The sequence below is a fragment of the Megasphaera sp. AF13-6AC genome (assembly GCF_027685385.1).
In the GTDB taxonomy this organism is placed as follows: domain Bacteria; phylum Bacillota; class Negativicutes; order Veillonellales; family Megasphaeraceae; genus Megasphaera; species Megasphaera micronuciformis.
The window spans coordinates 317-17,782 of sequence record NZ_JAQCUN010000017.1 but is presented as its reverse complement, the minus strand read 5'-3'; the positions used below and the strand labels follow the sequence as shown (position 1 = coordinate 17,782).

The 17,466-nt window shown below is 46.8% G+C and carries 15 protein-coding genes; 8 read left to right on the top strand and 7 right to left on the bottom strand.

Annotation, left to right across the window (positions count from 1 at the left end; all coding sequences use genetic code 11):
- The 4 genes from PGX78_RS02115 to sdaAA all read left to right on the top strand — a co-directional run.
- On the top strand, positions 1-348 hold a 348-nt coding region (locus tag PGX78_RS02115), incomplete at its 5' end, for a PD-(D/E)XK nuclease family protein (protein ID WP_270445195.1).
- Positions 335-3,985, top strand: coding sequence for a helicase-exonuclease AddAB subunit AddA (gene addA / locus PGX78_RS02110; RefSeq protein WP_270445194.1), 3,651 nt, complete (start codon positions 335-337; stop codon positions 3,983-3,985). The genes PGX78_RS02115 and addA, both read left to right, overlap by 14 nt.
- Positions 3,986-3,997: 12 nt before the next feature.
- Positions 3,998-4,657, top strand: a complete 660-nt coding sequence (gene sdaAB, locus PGX78_RS02105; RefSeq protein ID WP_270445193.1) for an L-serine ammonia-lyase, iron-sulfur-dependent subunit beta — start codon at positions 3,998-4,000, stop codon at positions 4,655-4,657.
- 9 nt (positions 4,658-4,666) lie between these two features.
- Entirely contained in the window at positions 4,667-5,557 is an 891-nt protein-coding gene (sdaAA, locus tag PGX78_RS02100) for an L-serine ammonia-lyase, iron-sulfur-dependent, subunit alpha (protein ID WP_270445192.1), read from the top strand.
- A gap of 70 nt (positions 5,558-5,627) precedes the next feature.
- Here sdaAA and PGX78_RS02095 read toward each other — a convergent pair whose 3' ends face one another.
- The 6 genes from PGX78_RS02095 to thiS all read right to left on the bottom strand — a co-directional run bounded on the left by PGX78_RS02095 (position 5,628) and on the right by thiS (position 9,830).
- Positions 5,628-5,846: a hypothetical protein gene (locus PGX78_RS02095; protein WP_270445191.1), complete on the bottom strand. Its 219-nt coding sequence runs from the start codon at positions 5,844-5,846 to the stop codon at positions 5,628-5,630.
- A 207-nt stretch (positions 5,847-6,053) separates the two neighbouring features.
- A complete protein-coding gene (locus PGX78_RS02090; RefSeq protein WP_270445190.1) occupies positions 6,054-6,644 on the bottom strand; it encodes a thiamine phosphate synthase in 591 nt (196 codons plus the stop codon).
- Between the two features lie 208 nt (positions 6,645-6,852).
- Entirely contained in the window at positions 6,853-7,656 is an 804-nt protein-coding gene (thiF, locus tag PGX78_RS02085) for a sulfur carrier protein ThiS adenylyltransferase ThiF (RefSeq protein WP_270445189.1), read from the bottom strand.
- Positions 7,657-7,674: 18 nt separating this feature from the next.
- Entirely contained in the window at positions 7,675-8,829 is a 1,155-nt protein-coding gene (gene thiH, locus PGX78_RS02080; RefSeq protein ID WP_270445188.1) for a 2-iminoacetate synthase ThiH, read from the bottom strand.
- 12 nt (positions 8,830-8,841) lie between these two features.
- Positions 8,842-9,609: a thiazole synthase gene (locus PGX78_RS02075; protein WP_270445187.1), complete on the bottom strand. Its 768-nt coding sequence runs from the start codon at positions 9,607-9,609 to the stop codon at positions 8,842-8,844.
- Between the two features lie 26 nt (positions 9,610-9,635).
- Positions 9,636-9,830, bottom strand: coding sequence for a sulfur carrier protein ThiS (gene thiS / locus PGX78_RS02070; RefSeq protein WP_270445186.1), 195 nt, complete (start codon positions 9,828-9,830; stop codon positions 9,636-9,638).
- Between the two features lie 213 nt (positions 9,831-10,043).
- On the opposite strand from thiS, the gene PGX78_RS02065 reads away from it, so the two are divergent.
- The gene (locus PGX78_RS02065; RefSeq protein ID WP_270445185.1) at positions 10,044-11,321 is read left to right on the top strand and encodes a hexokinase; all 1,278 of its coding nucleotides are present in this window, start codon (positions 10,044-10,046) and stop codon (positions 11,319-11,321) included.
- On the opposite strand, the gene bioB is transcribed toward PGX78_RS02065, so the two are convergent.
- Positions 11,302-12,297 (bottom strand): biotin synthase BioB, encoded by a 996-nt coding sequence (gene bioB, locus PGX78_RS02060; protein WP_270445184.1) that lies wholly within the window; start codon positions 12,295-12,297, stop codon positions 11,302-11,304. The genes PGX78_RS02065 and bioB overlap by 20 nt on opposite strands.
- A 182-nt stretch (positions 12,298-12,479) precedes the next feature.
- Here bioB and pdxR point away from each other — a divergent pair, with 182 nt between their 5' ends.
- From pdxR to PGX78_RS02045, 3 genes are all read left to right on the top strand, one after another.
- Entirely contained in the window at positions 12,480-13,880 is a 1,401-nt protein-coding gene (gene pdxR / locus PGX78_RS02055; protein WP_270445183.1) for a MocR-like pyridoxine biosynthesis transcription factor PdxR, read from the top strand.
- Positions 13,873-15,138 (top strand): metallophosphoesterase family protein, encoded by a 1,266-nt coding sequence (locus tag PGX78_RS02050; protein ID WP_270445182.1) that lies wholly within the window; start codon positions 13,873-13,875, stop codon positions 15,136-15,138. Before pdxR ends, PGX78_RS02050 begins: the two co-directional genes overlap by 8 nt.
- A gap of 4 nt (positions 15,139-15,142) precedes the next feature.
- On the top strand, positions 15,143-17,466 hold a 2,324-nt coding region (locus PGX78_RS02045), incomplete at its 3' end, for an AAA family ATPase (RefSeq protein WP_270445181.1).

Genomic DNA, 17,466 nt, shown 5'->3' with positions numbered 1-17,466 from the left:
GCTGCGTCGCCCTATTCGGGATTGAAAATAAACAATGACGGAACCTTGAAAAAGGCGGCCAATGTAAGTGATGAAGCAGAGTGGTACAGGTTGCTGAGGTTGGTGGAAGCGGCGGCCTGCCGATCGGCAAGCGAATTGACGGGTGGCTGTATCGATATTTATCCTGCCCGCTGGGGTTCTTCCAATGAAGACAAGGCCTGTACCTATTGCCCCTATGCCGCCTTATGTCGTTTCGACGTAACGGCTGAAGACGGGAACTCATGGAATTATTTGGGGGATTTAAGTATAGAAGATTTATTTCCGGATACGGTAATAGTGAAGGAGGGCGGACAAGATGGCGTGGACTGAAGCACAGGAAAAGGCGATTACGAGCAGAAATCAGAACCTGCTCTTGTCCGCAGCCGCCGGATCGGGAAAGACGGCCGTACTGGTAGAACGAATTATTCGTCGCTTAATTGACGTAGACAATCCGACGGATATTACGGAGATTATGGTAGTTACCTTTACGAAGGCGGCGGCCGGAGAAATGCGGGAACGAATAGGGACGGCTTTGATTAAGGTTGCTGAAGACGAAAACTTGTCTGTTGCCGTAAGAGAATCGGCACGAAGACAGGCGGCCTTGCTACCGTCAGCCCGTATTTCAACCTTTCATGCCTTTTGTCAGTATGTGTTGCGCACCCGGTTTTATACGATTGATTTGGACCCTCAATTCACGATTGCCGGTACGGAAGAGTTGGAACTTTTGAAGCAGTCTGTATGGGACGATGTAGCTCTTTTTTATTATGAAGATGAAGAAAAAGTCCGCACGATGACGGCACTGACGGATGTTTTCGGCAATGATCGCGGTGACGCGGGATTGACGGAAATCGTTATGAAGGCATATGAATACATTCGCAGCCAACCGTGGCCCTTACAATGGCTTGAAGAAGCGACGGCTGCGTACGAAAAGGTGGATTCGAGTACCGACCTCGGCTCATTGCCGTGGGCGTCTCCTATTTTGGCAAATATTCGCTCGGCCCTTAGTCGTTGCGCTGACGAATATGATGAAAGCCTTAAAATCTTGGAATATGTAGAGGGATTAAACGGGCAGTACGAGCGGTTTAAAGAAGAAAGAAACAGCTTTAAAGCGGCAAGTGAAATCAAATCGTGGAGTCGCATGGAGGACTTTTTCAGCGATTTTGATTTTGGCCGATTAAAGTCTATGAGAAATTTGGTCGCCGATATTGCCGATGCCTGGAATGATTGTAAGGCTCATCGTGACAAGGCCAAAGATACGGTCAAAAAGATTCGGGATACCTATTTTACAAAGACGTCGAAACAATGGGTTGACGATTTAATACAAGCCGGTCATACCATGTCGGCCCTATCCGGTTTAATTCGCGACTTTTATAAGGCGTACAACGCGGCGAAACGTGAAAAAAATTGGCTTGATTTCGGAGATTTAGAACATTATTGTCTGCAAATTCTGACTGTTCGTGATGAGCAAACGGGCGAGGTTCTTCCGTCGGCCGCCGCTAAGGAAATGAGAAGTACCTTTAAGGAAATTCTTATTGACGAGTATCAGGATACGAACGGTGTGCAGGAATTGATAACTACCTTGGTATCCGACGGCACAAATCGCTTTATGGTCGGGGATATTAAGCAGAGTATCTATCGCTTCCGTTTGGCGGACCCCACCTTGTTTTTGGAAAAATATATGACCTTCGAACGTCGTGCCGAAGCAGTCAATAGGTGTATCGATTTATCCATGAACTTCCGCAGCGCTCCCGCCGTTATTGAAGCGGTAAACGATATTTTCTCGTACGCCATGACTAAAGAGGTGACGGGTATGGATTACGGTGACAATGAAAAGCTGTATGTCGGGCGGACGGACGATGAACCGGGCGTGGCGGAATTGCATATCTTAGATGAAGTAACGACGTATGAATCGCTTGAAACCGACGGAGGCGAAGAGTCGGACGGCGATGATGACAGTGTGGAAGAGTCGTCGTTTATAAGACAATGCCGCTTTGTGGCAGCTCGTATCGGAGAGTTAAAAGCGGCTGACCCGTCTTTACAATATAAGGATATTGTTGTTTTATTGCGCTCCGTGAGTCGCAAAGCAGAAGATCTCCTAACAGTTTTACAGGATGCGGGTATTCCCGCTTATGCGGAACAAAAAGGCGGTTACTTTAATGTAACGGAAGTGCGACTTATGACGGCATTGTTGGCGTGTATCGATAACCCTTGTCGGGATATTGAATTGGCTGCTGTCCTGCGCTCGCCCATAGTCGGCATAAATGAAGCTACCTTGGCGGAGATTCGCATGTATAGGGACGGCTATTTGGTAGATGCTCTGGAAGCGTATACGGCGGGATTACATGACAGTGTACGCAAGGAACGTCTGAGCGAATTTTTGCTCCGCCTCGATGCGTGGCGTACGTACAGTCGTCGTGCCGGCGTGGCCGAGCTGCTGCGGCGCATTTATGAAGAAACGTCATATATAGACTATGTGGCGGCCATGAAGAACGGTGATTTACGACGGGCCAATCTGGAAGCTCTCTACGAGCGGGCCGGTCAGTATGAACGGGCCGGATTCCGCGGTCTCTTCCGTTTCTTGAAATTCATTGAACGCATGAAAAAGAAGGGCCTCGACTTGGCACCGGCTCGCGTTGTCGGAGAAGAAGAAGACGTCGTACGAATTATGACGATTCATAAGAGTAAGGGCCTGGAGTTTCCCGTCGTGTTCCTTGTGAATACGGAAAAGACATTTAATAAAAAGGATGAACAGGAGCCTGTATTGTATCACAAGGAGCTCGGCATCGGTATCCGCGCCTTTGATGCCAAGTGGAGAATGACTTGGCCGACGCTGGCACATAACGGTATAAAGGAACGGACAGTTTGGGAAAATCGAGCTGAAGAAGAACGGCTTTTATATGTTGCCATGACTCGTGCCAAGAATAGGCTGATTCTGGTAGGAACCGTAAAAAGCCGAGGTAGTAAGAATGCGGATTGTCTCTATGATCGATTGGAACGATTCCGCAACGATGTACATGCCGAAGCGGGGACCTCATACTTGGATTGGATTTTGCCGCCCTTGTTGAGGAAGTTGCCCGATGTGACCGTTTTGACGGCAAGTGATGAGAACTCTGAATTTGTTCATGCCGGAGTCTGGCAGGTGACCGTGCATACGAACCCTATAGATGCCGGTAGAGCAATGGCGGATATACGGAGACCGGAAGAAGCCCATTTAGAAGCCGTAAGGGCCGATATGCCTACGGGGACGGCTATTCCGGCCTGGCTTGATGAGGCCTTGTCCTTTACCTATCCCTTTGAGGCGGCAACGCGCACGGTAGCTAAACTGTCCGTTTCGGAAATTAAACGGCGTATGGCTGAATCGACAGAAGAAGAGGACCTGTTGCAGGAAGGGGAGCATCTCTTTTCGACAGGTGTTGAAGACGATGAAAACGGGTTGACTCGACCGCCTTGGCTATGTGAGAAAGCCTCGCAGTCACCGACCTTTGCCGGTACGGTATTTCATAAGGCTGTGCAGCTTTTGGACTTTGCCGACCTCACCAAGGAAAATATTGTAGAACAGATAGAAGGCTGGAAAAATAGCGGTCGCTTTACGTCTGAAGAATTGTCACGCCTGCGTATGAATGATTTATATCGCTTTGCCGAGTCACGCTTGGCAGCCAGAATTCAGGCCTCGCCCGACGTGCGGCGAGAATACGGATTTACTTTTTTAGCAGATAGCGATAAAGTAAGTAGTGTCGAAGGTGAGAAAATTCTCGTCCAAGGTGTTGTAGATTGCCTCTTTGTCGAAGGTGACGAGTGGATCATTGTCGATTACAAAACGGATAGACTGAGTACGGCAGAGGCGTTCAAGAAACGGTATGCCGTGCAGTTAAACTTATATAAGCTGGCTGTTGAACAAATCAGTCAAAGGAAGGTAAAGGAAATGATTATTTACAGTTCGCGCTTAGGAAAAGAGATTTTTATATAAGGGGAAAACTGTATGAGTATGTTTGATATTATCGGACCGATTATGATCGGCCCGTCCAGTTCACATACGGCCGGTGCGGCACGCATCGGCCTGATGGCCCGTCATATTTTTCAGGAAGAACCGAAAAAAGCCGATATTATCGTATACGGATCATTTGCTAAAACGTATCGGGGACACGGCACGGATAGAGCCTTAGTCGCCGGTATACTCGGTATAGGGGCCGATGACGTACGCTTGAGAACGTCTTTTGAGATTGCGAAAGAACGGCATGTAGAGATTAATCTGCATCCGTCGGATGCGGAAGTAAGGCATCCTAATACAGTAAGAATTCGCCTGACCGGTGAAGATAGTCGGGTCTTGGAAGTGCTCGGCGTATCTTTAGGCGGCGGAAAGATAGAAATACGTGAAATCAACGGGTTTGAAGCTGTTTTAACGGGTGAAGACCATACATTAATGACTTTTCATCACGATAAACCCGGGATTATTGCCCGAGTTTCTACGTTACTGGCAATGAAGGGCATCAATGTTTCGACTATGCGAGTATTTCGAAGCGGCAGAAATGAACGGGCTGTTATGATTATTGCGACAGATGGCCGAGTCCCGAATGAATCGGTAGAAGAAATAAAAAAAATAGACGGCGTTAATAATGTTATTACCGTTTTGCCGTTATAGGAGTCTTATATGTATACATACGAATATACAACGTTACAAGAATTAGCGTATGTGGCCCGAAAGCACGGAATTACTCTTTCCGAAGCGGCGCTTCGACATGAAACGGAAACATCGGAGCGTACGGTCGAAGAAGTTCGGGAGACGATGGCGGAACGATTGACCGTCTTTCATGAATCTATTAAATCGGGTTTAGAAGATACAGGCAAATCCGTAAGCGGTCTTGTGGGCGGTGATGCAGCGAAAATGGCTGCCAAAGGCCCCCGTCTCTTGGGGACGGCCGCTCACAAAGCTGCTACTTATGCAGTGGCTATTAATGAGGCTAATGCCAAAATGTTTAAGATTGTCGCATGTCCTACTGCCGGTTCGTGCGGAATCTTGCCCGCCGCTGTCATTGCTGTAGCCGAAACGGAGGGATTTACAGATGATGATTGCTTAAATCCCCTCTTTACGGCAGCCGGTATAGGGGCTGTCGTAGCTCGTAACGCATCTGTTGCAGGAGCTGTCGGCGGTTGCCAGGCTGAATGCGGATCGGCAGCCGCAATGGCGGCTGCCGCCGTCGCGGAACTCATGGGCGGGACGAATGATGAGGTATTACAAGCCTTTGCCTTGGCTATGAAAAATATATTGGGCCTTGCGTGTGATCCCGTTGCCGGATTGGTAGAAGTTCCTTGTGTTAAAAGAAACGGCGTTTTTGCAGTCATTGCTCTGACGGCAGCGGAAATGGCTTTGGCCGGTGTGCGTAGTGTTATTCCGCCGGATGAAGTTATTGCGGCTATGGATGAAATAGGGCGCTTACTGCCTGTATCCTTGAAAGAAACGGCGGACGGCGGCTTGGCTAAGACCGAAACCGGTAAGGCTATTGCTGAACGATTGTCGGCAGAAGTGGAAAAAAGTAAGTAAATATAGTCTGTAAACAATACAAAAGTCCCCGCATTGACTATGTCGATACGGGGACTTTCGGATAATGGGGTTATTCGTTAACCGCTTTGGTGACTCGAACATGATGAGACGATATGACTGTATGTGCATGACCGGAAATATCGTTAGATTCAAAGACGGGAAGGCCTTCCAAGCGACGATAAATAGAACGGCATAAAGTTGCCGGTAAAGGACGCTCTGAAGCAACGGGAATATATTCGCGGAGTATTTCGCTTTCAAATCGGCTTAATTCAATGCAACGTGTTTTCATAAGGCCATCTCCCTGCTTCTTACGTCAAAATACAACATATCGTTTAATATCTGAAAATATTCTACAATAAATCCCTTATTTTGACAAGTAAAGAAGGAAACCTACTGTGTATAGTAGCGTTCGGATTTATATATGAAAAAACGACTCGAATTTAAATGATTCGAGTCGTTTTATATTACAGAGTTGTTTGACAGTGCTGAAATCATATTAGACTTGAAGACTGGCGACATAAGAAGGAATATCATTACTTTCCATAAGGCCCGACATTAAAGCGATTCCTTTGACGGGGGTGGCATTCAACTCACCTACTGTAGTCGGATTCACTCCGCCTAAGGCATAGACGGGAACGGATACGGCGTTACAGATGTCTTTAACCGTAGAAACTCCGATAGGTGAATAAGCTTCCTTTGACGGCGTACGGAAGACATGCCCCGCAATGACATACGTGGCTCCGAGCTTTTCGGCTTCATGGGCTTCTTCAGCTGTATGAACGGATACGCCTAAGGTGGACATATAATAGCTGATGGATGTATGCGTTTTTAAATAGTCGAGAGAACACTGAAAGCGAGGAATATGCAGGCGTACGGCAACCCGACCGAAGTTATGCAGGATGCATTGCTTACCATGTATATTGCATAAACTTAATGCTTTCTTTGCGTAATCAATATATTCATCTTCGCTGAGATCTTTTTCACGGAGTACGAGAGATTCGACGGGAGACGCTACGATTTGTTCCAGTTGATCCCAATAATCCCTATGTACAAGGTGCCTATTGGTAATTGCAATGACTTTTCGCATGATTCGCTCCTCAAAATAATAGAATAAAAATCGCTATATAAATAATAATTAAGAATACCGAACATTCATTATTTCAATTATTACTATACTGTAATATGCGTACATAGTCAATCAAACCATGCGTTAAACGTATATTAAATAGTAAAGATACACTTTACATGAAGAGATATAAGTCAAGTATGCTTTGACTTTAATTTTTTGAAGCGAATTACGGCTCTTTTTCAATGCAGATCTGAATTGCTAAGTTGGCTTCGTGAGCGGCACAGATGGCCACGCGAGCTGACATGAGTCCGCCACCGCTTGCCGGGCGGGGTGTCTCGTCGCCGCAGACGTATAAACGTGAAGAAATTCGTCGTGTGCGAATATCATTACTTCTACCGTAGCCCGACATTCCTGAAGCGCTGATCACTATCGTATCTTCCAATTCGCTTAAGACCGTATTAACCAATAAGGCCTTGGCTTTCGGGTCATCAAAGGCTTCAATGACGATGGGGGAACAAGAACACAAGGAAGGAATGTTGTTTCGTGTAAGGCGAACCGTTTTCGTGTAGACTCTAAGATAGGGATTAATGAGGCGTAATTGGTTGGACAAGGCTTCGGTTTTATAAGAGCCTATGTCGGATAAGAAATATGATTGGCGATTTAAGTTGCATAAATCTACCTTGTCAAAGTCATACAGTCGTAAAGTTCCGATACCGCTACGACACAAATGGACGGCAATATGAGAACCGAGGCCGCCTAAGCCGGCAATGGTGATATCCGCCTTACTCAACTTTTCCTGAATGGCTTGGGTGTGACGCCGGCAAAGTCCCGTTATTATATCTTCTTGTGAAGGAACGGACGTCGCGGTGACGAATGTAATATCGTCTCCGTCTTTTAGTGTCATATTGTCGGAGCAAGGACAACCGTTAACGAGAACTGTCGTTCCGGTCATGTAGCGTTCTCGGTAGAAATCATATAGGGTGGAGGCGGGTGTTTTTGTCATGCACCCGTTTACCGTAATTATAGGCATGAGTAGTCCTCGCAGAATTTAAAGATAGATATAATCGCTGGTAACGGGTTGCATACCCGCTGTTTTTACAGCCTTGTACATTTCTTCGAATGAACGATTATCGGAGATTTCGAATTGTTCATCCCCCTTAGCTTGAGGCGCTGCTTCTATATGGCCGCCGATGCCGACACAAACGCCGGCTGAAACTTTTGTCGCCGCAATTTTTATGATGTTATTACGAAAGACTGCATTTTCTCGACTGGAGACGGTAATAGATGCAAAGGGCAAAAAAAGACGATAGGCACAGATGATTTGCACCAATCTTCGTTCATCTACATCTTTCGGGTTGATTTTATCGTTGTTGATAATGGGACGCAGACGCGGACAGGAAAGGGAAATTTCGGCATGCGGATACTTCTTTTGTAAAAGACTTGCATGAATGGCTGTGGAAAGGGCATCTTTTTGCCAATCATCCAGACCGAGAAGTGCGGCCAGCCCAACACCGCGCATACCGCCCATAAGCGCCCGTTCCTGAGCGTAAAAGCGATACGGGAAAACTCGTTTATGTCCGGCTAAATGGAGTTTTTCATATTTATCGGAGTTGTAAGTCTCCTGGAATACCGTTACATAGTCGGCGCCGCATTGATGCAAATAAGCATATTCATCACTATTGACAGGGTATATTTCAATGCCGATGACGCGAAAGTATTGACGAGCTTTCTTTATGGCATGTCCGATGTATTCTACGTCGGACATGGACCGGCTTTCTCCTGTGAGAATTAGAATTTCCTCTTGCCCCGTAGCGGCTACGGATTCGTATTCTCGACATAGTTCCGTATCCGATAATTTGGCGCGTCGGATAGTGTTATGAGAATTAAAGCCGCAATAAATACAATAATTTTCGCAGTAGTTGGCCAGATACATAGGGGTAAAGATACAGACGGAATTACCGAAATGGCGTCGCGTAGTGTCTTTAGCTCGTTGTGCGATTTTTTCTAAAAAGGGAGTAGCCGCTGTAGACAGCAGCGCCATGAGATCGGATATTTCCAAAATCGGTCTAGACAAAGCGACTTCAACTTCTTTTGACGTGTAGTCAGAGTCGTTAAAGGCATTGCGGTAGTGAAGTACCGTGTCCAGCATACGGGATTCAATAACTTCCATTCCCTGCTGATAAACCATATGGTCGTTTTTCATGGGATTACCTCCTTAAGAATCCAAAAAGCCCGTTAGCGGATCGGAGGCCACGGCATTCTCACTGACGGGACCGAGACCTGATAAATAAGCGTTTCTCCCGGCTCTTATAGCTTCTTTAAAGGCTTTAGCCATAAGGGGAATGTCGCGGGCCGTAGCAATGCCCGTGTTGGCCATGACAGCTGCAGCACCTAATTCCATGGCTTCACAAGCTTGCGAAGGTTTGCCGATGCCGGCATCGACAATGACAGGAAGAGGAATTTCACGAATAAGTATTTTAATGAATTCTTTGGTACATAGACCTTTATTGGTTCCGATAGGAGCCCCTAAAGGCATGACAGCTGATGCCCCGGCAGCTTGAAGTTCACGGGCGGCATATAAATCGGGGTACATATAAGGGAGTACAATAAACCCCTCATCTACCAATTGTTTCGTAGCTTTTATCGTTTCGTTGTTGTCGGGCAATAAATATTTACTGTCGTTCATAATTTCGATTTTAATGAAGTCACCGCAGCCGACTTCACGGGAAAGACGAGCAATGCGTACCGCTTCTTCAGCCGTTCTGGCACCGGAGGTATTCGGCAATAAGGTAATACCTTGCGGAATATGATGTAAAATATTATCTTTCGGCCCCGCTTCTGCCCGTCGCAGGGCAAGGGTAATAATTTCAGCTTCGCCTTCCGTGACAGCAGCGTGAATCAAGTTGACCGAATATTTCCCGGAACCTAAAATAAATCTTGATGTAAACTCGTGTCCGCCTAGACATAAAGTATCCGCGTTCATATACAACACTCCTTTTTATGTGGAAATTAGCCCCCACCGACAAATTGAACTATTTCTACCGTATCTCCGTCTTGCAAGACTGTTTTGTCATAGTCGTTTCGCTTTATAATGGAACCGTTTCGCTCGACGGCAATAAGGTCTCGATCATAGTCATTTAAAAGCAGCCAATGGGACAGTTTCAGAGACTTTTCGTCAATACCTTGGCCGTTAACAATAATCATACGGACCTCCCTTCTTCGCAAAAAAAACGCACGAAAAAATACACCCGTGGTGGTGTACCCCTTCGTGCGGTCGCTGATACGAACTCACTCTACGTACAATTATAATAAAGCATATGTATAATATCAATTTATAATCTTGCACAAGATTTACCGGTTCGGTGACTTTTGGGAATACCGTTTTATGGTAAAATATACATACAGAGGAGGAGCGCCATGGAAAAGAATAATGAATGGTATGCCATAGGTAAAGATTTTTGCTTATCTGACGAAGCACTCTATCAATTTACGGCAGCCTTTCGAGAAGATATGGAAGCGGCGTTAGCCGGAAAAGAGTCGTCCTTATCTGCCGATCGGACCTTTATCGGATTACCCACCGGTCGTGAAGGCGGGCGATATATAGCCGTCGATTTTGGCGGGTCTACCTTACGCGCCGCCCGTATTCTCCTGACCGGTAAGGGATATTATGTTATTGAACGGAAGGCACAAATGCCATTGGTTGTACCGGGGAAACATGACTTTACAAGTAAGTCGGCAACGGTGGAAGAACTATTCGACGCGTTGGCCGACTTGGTAAGCCAAGTGGCTGATAAGAATAAGCATTATGTATTGGGGCATACTTTTTCCTTTGCTGTAGAGCAACATGAATTGGGAGACGGTAAACTATTGTCATGGGTAAAGGAAATCGGAACGTCAGGAGTCGAGGGGAAGTATGTGAATCAGTTGCTGACCGAAGCCTTGAAGCGCCGAGGGTACACGCTTATCCGACCGGTAGCCTTACTGAATGATACGACGGCTACCTTGCTGACGGCCGCTTATGCCAATGAAATTTGCAATGTAGCCGTTATTTGCGGTACGGGATTTAATATGTGTTTTTATGACAATAGAAAAAAAGAGATTGTCAACTTGGAAGCCGGTGAATTTTCTCGTCTTACCCGCTCTGCTTGGGACTTGGCGGTAGATAAAGAAACCCAACATCCCGGGCGGCATCTCTTGGAAAAAATGCTTAGCGGAGCTTATTTAGGACGGATTTTTCGCCGCCTTGTCATGGCTTATTTTAAAACGGATCAAATTCCTCACATTTCTACTGAAACCTTGGCGAACCTGATTCGCAGTGAATCGCCACAGGAGACACGGCGTCTCATGTCGGCGGCATGGGGACGTATTCTTACCTTTGAAGATACGAAGGCATTGAGCAATCTGGGGGCTTCCGTTTTTGTTCGCTCGGCCCAACTCATGGGAGCCGCCGTAGCCGCCGTGCTTCTTCATATGTACGGACATGAAGAAGTTCCCGACCAAACCATTGCTGTTGACGGTAGTGTGTGCACGCGTGTACGCGGTTGTCTGCCTGTTATGACGGAAGCGGCATTCAACTGCTTTCACAATGCGGCAGGAAATATGAAAGAAATGAAGGCTCTGCCCGAATTTTTGGAGAATTCGTCCCTTGTCGGGGCAGCTATTGCGGCGGCTATCGTTATGAGAGACAGGGAATAGCGGGGCGACGATTTAAATCTTGCAACATTTGACGGTCCACGTGAGTTTCATTTCCTTTTGTCGTCAAATAGCCGCCGATCATAAGGCCGTCGGCACCGGCCGTTAATGCATAGGCCTGCATGGAACGGAGATTTATTTCCCGTCCGCCGGCCGTGCGTATTTGAGCTTTCGGCAAAATAAAGCGAAGGACTGAAAAAATACGAAGAATTTCCCAAGGTGAAGGGGGCTGTACATTTTCCAATGCAGTCCCTTTTATAGGATTTAAAATATTGACCGGGACGGAGTCGATACCCAAGCGCTTTAAGGTATAGGCCATTTCAATACGCTGGTGTTGCGATTCTCCTAAGCCGAAAATACCTCCGCAACAGGGCCGTAATCCTGCGGCTATCACTTCTTTTACCATTCTTTCCTTATCGGCAAAGGTGTGGGTTGTGCATATTGAGGGAAAATAGGACGGTGCTGTTTCAATATTACTGTGGTATCGGGTAATGCCGGCAGCCTTTAAGGCCTTTAACTGAGTTTTGTTAATCAGGCCCAAGGAGCAACATATCTCAATACCGATAGTATCCCTAATGACCGGGATGGCTCTTATAATATTTTCAAAGTCGGGGCCCGGTTCGACAGAACGACCTCCCGTGACGATTGAAAAGCGAGTGGCCCCGGCAGCCTTGGCCTTGCGGGCGCAAGTGATAATTTCTTCTGTAGAAATAAGAGGAAAAACGGGGATATTTGCGTGATGGAATGCCGATTGGGCACAGAAACTGCAGTTTTCCGAGCATTTACCGGACCGGGCTGCGGCAATAGCGCAGCAATCGACATCGTTACCGCAAAAATGTTGTCGTATTTTATCGGCAAAAGCAGCTAATAACGGGGTGTCTTCATCATTTACGGTCAAAAGTTCAAGTGCTTCTTCAGGCGTTATCTCTCCACCGCCTAAGATGCGCTGAGTGTAGGCGGATAATTTTGAAATCTCCATGCTGGTCCTCCTGGGTGCAGTTTTATTCATGAAATCAGTATAGAATAAAGAAAGCATAAGGTCAACTTAACAAACCATTAAAAAGGTTTACGTAGGAAGCGAATAATGGAAAAATATAGCCTTTTCAGGCTCTTTTTTTTTCGTTACAATAGGTATATCTTTTATGAAGGTGAAGAAAAATAATGCTCCAAATCGACAAAGTATCGAAAAAACCGTATTATGTACAAGTTTATGAATACTTTAAGGCTGAAATCGAAAGCGGACGTATGCGGGCCGGAACAAAGTTACCGTCTATACGTGCCCTGGCTATGAGAGTCGGAATCAGCAAACTTACGGTTGAAAGAGCGTACTTTCAATTATCAAATGAAGGCTATATACAAGGGCGAAGTAAGGCTCGTTTTGAGGCCGCCTTTTTAGGTGATAAGGAGACAGCGGTTAGGGGACTTCAGGTGTGCCCGGTGGAGGAGAAACGTCGTATTTTATACGATTTTACGAGTGGTGATGCAGGGGCGGAAGGGTTTCCCTTAGTATTATGGCGTCGTTATATGCATCGTGTGCTTTCCGAGCCGGTCATGCTGAACGAAGCGCAGGATGAACAAGGGGTCCCGGCTCTGAGGGAAGCGTTGAGTCGATATGTGTATGAAACCCGTGGCGTTTATACGGATAAGGAGCATATTGTTATCGGTAGCGGTGTTACGGCGCTTTTGCGTATTTTGGGATATTTGTTGAAACAAAAAGGGGCATCGAATATTGCCGTAGAAGAGCCGGGCTTTCGTTTGGCCAGAGAACTTTTTCGATCCGGCGGCTATACTGTTTATCCCGTACCTGTAGGCGATGACGGAATCGATGAGTCAAAATTGGTCGCAAGTGCGGCGAATATGGTTTACGTTACGCCGTCTCACCAGTTTCCGACGGGCTCGGTCATGCCCGTTGCACGTCGTCGCGGATTGTTACGCTGGGCAGCAGCCCGGGACGGACTTATTATTGAAGACGATTACGATAGCGAACTTCGTTACGAGGGACGTCCCGTGCCGGCATTAAAAAGTACGGATGAGACGAATCGTGTCGTTTACCTCGGCTCATTATCAAAAGTATTGCCTTTTTTCGTCCGCATAAGTTACATGATTTTGCCTGATGAGCTCATTTATGCTTACCGTCATGAGCAGGAGCTGTTTCGTCAAAGTGTATCCGTGCCTGAACAATGTGTAGTAGCCGAGTATATTCGTAGCGGTGAAATGGCGAAACAAACTCGGCGGTTGCGTCGTCTTTACCAGGAAAAAGGGCGTCAGACGGAAACGTTATTGAAAAAATACTTCGGACCCCGTGCCGAAGTGAATCGCACCGGGTCGGGTGTACGTCTGCGGTTGGCTTTTGAGTCATCTTTGAGTGAAGAGGAACTGACAGAAGCGGCTATTTTAAAAGGGTGCCTGGTGAAGCCTATGAAAAGTTTTTATGAAATATACAGCGAAGGTACAAAAAAAGTATTTTTTTTATCCTTTGCGCGTATTCGAGAGGCCGATTTGGAAGATGCCGTAAGAACATTGCATGAGGCATGGACGGCAGAAGGAGTTACTCATGGCTAAAACATTTCGATTTATTCATTGTGCCGATTTACATCTAGGTTCGCCCTTTCGCAGTTTGGCCCCGTTAGAAGATCGCTGGAAGCGTATTGTCGGGGATGCAACCTTGAAAGCCTTTCATAAAATCGTACAGTTGGCCATCGATAAACGGGTACATGCCTTAATTATTTCGGGGGACATATATAACAGTGCCAGTCACAATTTGACGGCTCAACTTGATTTTGTACGCCGCCTGCACACCTTGGCAGCACATGAAATTCCCGTATTTATCGCTTACGGTAATCATGACCCGGCTATATCCTGGCAAGCGGAAATTCCTTTTCCGCCGAATGTGCACGTTTTTTCGACGGATAAAGCGGAACGAATTCCTCTTATTGTCGAAGGGGAAGAATTGGCTGCCATATACGGTCGCAGTTACGAACGTCGCGAGTTACGTGAAAATGCGTCGCGCGACATGAGGCGTCAAACGGGTGATCGTTATGCCGTCGGTGTTTTGCATACACAAGTGGACGGTACCGATTCACCATATGCGCCGTGTTCCCTTACTGATTTAAAAGAAAGCGGTATGGACTACTGGGCCTTGGGACACGTACATAAGAACGGTATTCTTTGCGAATCGCCGTACGTCGTTTACGCCGGCAATCCTCAGGGATTGGATTGTACGGAAACCGGTCCGCGCGGATGCTATTATGTAGAAGCCGGCCCCTATGGTACGACGAACGTGCAATTTGTTGATACGTCTGTCGCTCGGTGGGAAACTGTGAGTATCCCCATTGATACCTTGGAGTCGGTTTCAGCTTTGCGGGAAGCGGTTAGATTGGAAAAAGAAAAAATTCGTCGTCAGGCGGGAAAACCCGTATTTCTGACTGTAGAATTTACCGGTGCCGGGAGTATGTATCGCGTTATTAATAACGCTGAATCGGTACAATATTGGATAAACAGCTGGCAAGAAGATGAAGAAGGTAAATATGCTTTTATTATGGTAACTTCTGTCAAGAATAAGGCCAGACCGAAGCTTAACTTAACGGAGCGAAGTCAGTTACCGGATACCGTCGGAGATTTTTTGAATATTGCCGAGCAGATAGAAGGCTTGCCGACAGCTGAAAAAGCGGAACTTTTGCGGCGTATATTAACAGATCGCCCTGAGTTCGAGCGGCTCGGAGCCTATGGCAGAAACCTTACGGATGAGCGTCTGATAGCCGCTTTTGAACGGGCTAAATGGTTCGGAGTACAGCAGTTGACGGAGACAAGTAGAGGGTAAGCGAATGAAAATAATTCAAATGAATTTAGATGACTTCGGCATTTATCATAATGTCATGTGGAACCCTCCCGAAAAAGGGCTTATCGTTATGCACGGTCGTAATGAAAGCGGTAAGACGACGTTAATGAAATACGTTCGCTCCATGTTTTTCGGTTACCTGAGAGGTGAGTGGAAAGGCTATTTCGGACACATGGATATTCGCCGGGAGAACGGACGGGAATATAGGATTTATCGTAACGAAAAGGAATCTTATATAGCTGACGGAGACGTGCTTATTCATGAAGAGCCGGCCAGTTTATGGTGGCATGACTTGGAACGTGTAACGTATGACAATATCTTTGCCATGGGGCTGGAAGATCTTCAAGGATTTAAGGTCCTGTCCAATGAAGCTGTGCGCAGTCGCTTTTTCAGCATTGAAAGCGGCATGAACCTGGGGGCAACGAGTCGTGATTTACAACGACGTATGAGTGATTTACTGGTTGCTTCCGTTCAAGGGAAAAAGCCGATTAATCAGCTTTTATCGCAACAGCGAGATTACGATTTGCGTATTGATCGTCTGGCTTATGATGAAGAAGAATTTGCCGCTTTGCAAAAGGAAGAGGAAAAAACACACGAAGAAGAACGGCGCATTCGCTTGGAAGCGGAAGAGATCAAGTTGCAGTTAGAACGAATTTCTATGCCTATTTCCGCATGGCAGGTATATCGTCGCGGTCGTGAAGCGTGGAATCATATGCAGGAATTGGCCGATGTATCCCAATTTCCGCCCGAAGGAGCTAAGGAATTTGCTCAAACGGAAGAGAAAATAGCTTCTTTTACGGAACAAATAGAGTCCATCCGCCGCTCGTACGGAAAAACGGATGAAGTCCCTGAAGATGCACAGTGTTGGAAGGCGGCGGCCCCTCAAATCGAAAGTCTACATGCAGAAATTGCCCAATGGAAACAGATGGCGACTAAGTTGGCTGAAAACGACGATGCCCATACGGACCGCAGTTTTGATTGCAATCGCATAGAACGTACCTTGCGGGAATGGACGGACGGGGAGGTTTCACGCCGGGTAGATTGGGAAGAGGGCTTGAAGGCCGTTATGATAGCTGAAAGGCTGGAACGAGAAACGGAGAAATGGCAGGCTGCCAAGCCGAAGGCGGTCGACGGAACGGAAGAACGGAAAATCACCGGTCCTGTCCGCACAAAAATTCAGTGGCAGGACTTGGGAAAAAATCTGGGGGCTGCACGCGATGCCTTAGCGGAGAAACGCCGACTTGCGGAAATGCTCGAATGGATTAAGGCGACTCCGGCTCCGTCCGTCAGCGCATTGACCGGTTCCGTGATTGTCACTCTAGCGGTTACCGTTGCAGCGGTGAGCGGTGCCGTCGCGGAAGACTTATCCTATTTATATATAGTGGCTCTTGTTTTTTTCTGTATCAGTGCGGTGCTTTGGCATAAACGTCATAAAGCCGTATCCTATCGGCCTCAAAGAATTGGCGAGTTGGAAGCTCACTTGGAAGCGGCACAGAGTCGACTGCAATCCTTTGCAGAAGAATATGCGCCCCATCTCGATTCAACAGCAAGTGTTGAAGAGTGGACCGGCGCTTTGGACGCTTTACGTCGTGAATATACGGATTGGCAGACGCGCTCGACCCGTGAGTCATGGGAACGGGAACAGCAGGACATGTATTTGGCTCTGTATGATAAATGGCAAAAAGAAGGAAAAACTCGTCGGGAACAGTTGGAGGAAGCTTTATCGACATGGCGCACATGGCAGAGTCATTCGGGATTTACACGTTTGCCGTTAAACCGATTTAACGAAGCTCATAATCTATGGGAGACATGGCATCGTTTGTATGAAGCGAATCTTAAATGGGAGAGCGAACGGAGCGAGCTGGAACAGCGTGTAAGTCGTATGATCGATAGGGGAGAGCAGATCTTCAAGGAACTGTCTGTAAAAAAAGAGGTTACGCCCGATGCAGTGGAAGCAGTATATAAACAGTGGCAAGCAGTGCAAGTTCACCTTGAAGTAGCTAAAGAACAAGAGCGACTACGCCGCGAAGGGGACGCCCGTATTGCTGAATTGGAAGCGGAAAAACGACTGCGGGAAGCTCGATTACAAGAATTGTTGAAGCAGACGGAATGCCGTAGTGTGGGCGAGTTTCGTACTAAGGCCTTACAATTTGAACGGTTTTGTCAGTATAAAGAGGTTTATGAACAATCTGAATCTCATATAAGATTAATTGCTAAAGATGCGAAGACTTATGCAGAATTACAGCGAGAATTGAGCAGTCACGACTTGAAGGTCTGGGAAGACGAGAAGGCTCATTATGAAAGTCGCTT

Coding starts and splice junctions, on each gene's coding strand:
- addA (WP_270445194.1), top strand. CDS start 335: ATGGCGTGGACTGAAGCACAGGAAAAGGCGATTACGAGCAGAAATCAG.
- sdaAB (WP_270445193.1), top strand. CDS start 3,998: ATGAGTATGTTTGATATTATCGGACCGATTATGATCGGCCCGTCCAGT.
- sdaAA (WP_270445192.1), top strand. CDS start 4,667: ATGTATACATACGAATATACAACGTTACAAGAATTAGCGTATGTGGCC.
- PGX78_RS02095 (WP_270445191.1), bottom strand. CDS start 5,846: ATGAAAACACGTTGCATTGAATTAAGCCGATTTGAAAGCGAAATACTC.
- PGX78_RS02090 (WP_270445190.1), bottom strand. CDS start 6,644: ATGCGAAAAGTCATTGCAATTACCAATAGGCACCTTGTACATAGGGAT.
- thiF (WP_270445189.1), bottom strand. CDS start 7,656: ATGCCTATAATTACGGTAAACGGGTGCATGACAAAAACACCCGCCTCC.
- thiH (WP_270445188.1), bottom strand. CDS start 8,829: ATGAAAAACGACCATATGGTTTATCAGCAGGGAATGGAAGTTATTGAA.
- PGX78_RS02075 (WP_270445187.1), bottom strand. CDS start 9,609: ATGAACGCGGATACTTTATGTCTAGGCGGACACGAGTTTACATCAAGA.
- thiS (WP_270445186.1), bottom strand. CDS start 9,830: ATGATTATTGTTAACGGCCAAGGTATTGACGAAAAGTCTCTGAAACTG.
- PGX78_RS02065 (WP_270445185.1), top strand. CDS start 10,044: ATGGAAAAGAATAATGAATGGTATGCCATAGGTAAAGATTTTTGCTTA.
- bioB (WP_270445184.1), bottom strand. CDS start 12,297: ATGGAGATTTCAAAATTATCCGCCTACACTCAGCGCATCTTAGGCGGT.
- pdxR (WP_270445183.1), top strand. CDS start 12,480: ATGCTCCAAATCGACAAAGTATCGAAAAAACCGTATTATGTACAAGTT.
- PGX78_RS02050 (WP_270445182.1), top strand. CDS start 13,873: ATGGCTAAAACATTTCGATTTATTCATTGTGCCGATTTACATCTAGGT.